Origin of the sequence: Pantoea sp. BS_8 (assembly GCF_041954965.1) — a bacterium.
In the GTDB taxonomy this organism is placed as follows: Bacteria; Pseudomonadota; Gammaproteobacteria; order Enterobacterales; family Enterobacteriaceae; genus Pantoea; species Pantoea stewartii.
Window position 1 is genome coordinate 1 of the sequence record NZ_JAVAXU010000026.1, and the last position, 1,839, is coordinate 1,839.

Sequence of the window (1,839 nt, forward strand, 5' to 3'; positions counted from 1 at the left end):
TGTACCCGTCGCTTAAATTGCCAGATCTACGTGGAGAGTTTATTCGTGGATGGGATGATGGAAGAAATGTCGATAATGGAAGAACTATCTTCTCTGCACAAGGAGATGAAATTCGTTCGCATAACCACAAATTTGTTAACGAATACGGAACCCCAACCCCGAATTTTATTGCATTCACTGATCAAAATAGCGAGTCAATAGAAATAATGGGACAAGCTGGCAATCGTTGTCATACATATATATTTATGGAAAACACGGGTGGATCAGAGACACGACCACGCAACATTGCATTTAACTATATTTTGAGGGCTGCATAATGTTAAGAGCTCAGTTGGATAAAAATCTCATAGCTATTAACTCTGGGGAAGTTAGTGTTTATAATTATGATGGTATTTCACGTGAATATCTTTCAACTATCACTGAAGCTCTTGCTAAAGGAGTAGGCCTTCCTGCTAATTCATGTGTCGACGCTCCCTTAGAAAAAAAAGAGGGCATGAAGGTTTGCAGAACTAAAGACCTTTCTGCATGGGAGTATATTAGCGATCATCGTGGTGAAACTGTCTACAACACTGAAACAGGGGAATCATTTATTATAACTGAACTGGGTGATTACCCAACCAATACAACTTCAAAAGTTCCAGCTTCAGAGTACTGTAAATGGGATGGTGAAAACTGGGTTGAGGATTTTTCGCTTAAACATGAAGCCGATAAAAAAATTGCAGAAAAAAACCGAAATGATATTTTAAACAGTATTGATAACACAATATCAGATTGGAAGATTGAACTTTTTCTTGGTGATATTAGTGATAGTGACAAAGCAAAACTATCAGCTTGGATGGCGTATAAAGCTTCGGTCAAAGCCGTCGATATATCGACGGCTCCTGACATCATTTGGCCGACACCTCCGGCGGCAAAGGCCATGTGATATCTGGCACCTGATAAGTTTTAATTTCTTTTAATTTTCTTATATAGGCCAGCCAATCGATTAAGCTGGCCTTATCCTTGTCAGTTATAATACCTAATTGCAGTTCTGTCTGCCAGATACTAATTATATTTTGCGCATTAACCAATAGTTCATTTTGTTTTTTTTCTGCGAAGCCTACTTCAGCCTCGTGCTGCACACGGCTATCGGTTATCCATGTACTCCCATCCCATGAATCATACTTTGTTTTTGGTTTGAGAGTTGTAGTATCCTTTGGGTATGGACCTATGGTTTTTATTATTCTTTCATTACCCGTTTCAGTGTCATATACAGTCTCACCGCGGTGATCATCAACTAATTTCCATTCATCGTTTTCATAAACGCAAGTAGTACCTGCTTTTCCTGATAAATTTGGCTTGATGGTTGAAAATGCAGGAATGCCAACACCTTTTAAAATATATTCCTTTGATATATTTTTAAACTCTCCAGTCACGGCATCGTAATTGTATACCTCCAAAAAAACATCTTTTGTGGATAGTTCGTTTTCGTCAAAAGAAAACTCTTGTTTATTATTCATTAGATTGCCCTTAAAATATAATTAAATGCAATGTTTCTTGGTCGACTTATACCATAAACACCCACGGCCCACGTGTTAGATGAATAATCATTCGTGGCTGGTGTCATTGAGATATACATCCCAGCAATGCTTGGTAAAGGTGTATCGTCGTAACCCCAGCGAGATTTTTCAGTTAAATTATTTATCGTGACAAGCGTATTTGCGCTTATTCCATCGTCTCCAACAACTACTGATCCTTGTTGATAAGAGAGGAGACTTCTTCCGCTATCAACCCCCCGTCCATCGTCCCAGCCACGTATAAATTCCCCACGCAAATCCGGTAATTTAAGCGATGGATAGG

The 1,839-nt window shown here is 38.9% G+C and carries 2 protein-coding genes and 2 pseudogenes; 2 read left to right on the plus strand and 2 right to left on the minus strand.

Annotation, left to right across the window (positions count from 1 at the left end; all coding sequences use genetic code 11):
* Nucleotides 1-317, plus strand: a pseudogene (locus RAC65_RS22205) (phage tail protein); the annotation flags it as partial.
* On the plus strand, nt 317-925 hold the full coding sequence (locus RAC65_RS22210; protein WP_375097315.1) for a tail fiber assembly protein: 609 nt from the start codon (nt 317-319) through the stop codon (nt 923-925). The pseudogene RAC65_RS22205 and the gene RAC65_RS22210, both read left to right, overlap by 1 nt.
* Here RAC65_RS22210 and RAC65_RS22215 read toward each other — a convergent pair.
* Nucleotides 888-1,499 carry a tail fiber assembly protein gene (locus RAC65_RS22215; RefSeq protein ID WP_110268427.1) on the minus strand — a complete coding sequence of 204 codons (612 nt, stop codon included), beginning with the start codon at nt 1,497-1,499 and terminating at the stop codon, nt 888-890. The two genes, RAC65_RS22210 and RAC65_RS22215, sit on opposite strands and share 38 nt — an antisense overlap.
* Nucleotides 1,499-1,839: pseudogene (locus tag RAC65_RS22220) on the minus strand (phage tail protein); the annotation flags it as partial. The gene RAC65_RS22215 and the pseudogene RAC65_RS22220, both read right to left, overlap by 1 nt.

What these genes read in the sequence shown, in the direction of transcription:
- RAC65_RS22210 (WP_375097315.1), top strand. Translation starts at nt 317, where the DNA reads ATGTTAAGAGCTCAGTTGGATAAAAATCTCATAGCTATTAACTCTGGG.
- RAC65_RS22215 (WP_110268427.1), bottom strand. Translation starts at nt 1,499, where the DNA reads ATGAATAATAAACAAGAGTTTTCTTTTGACGAAAACGAACTATCCACA.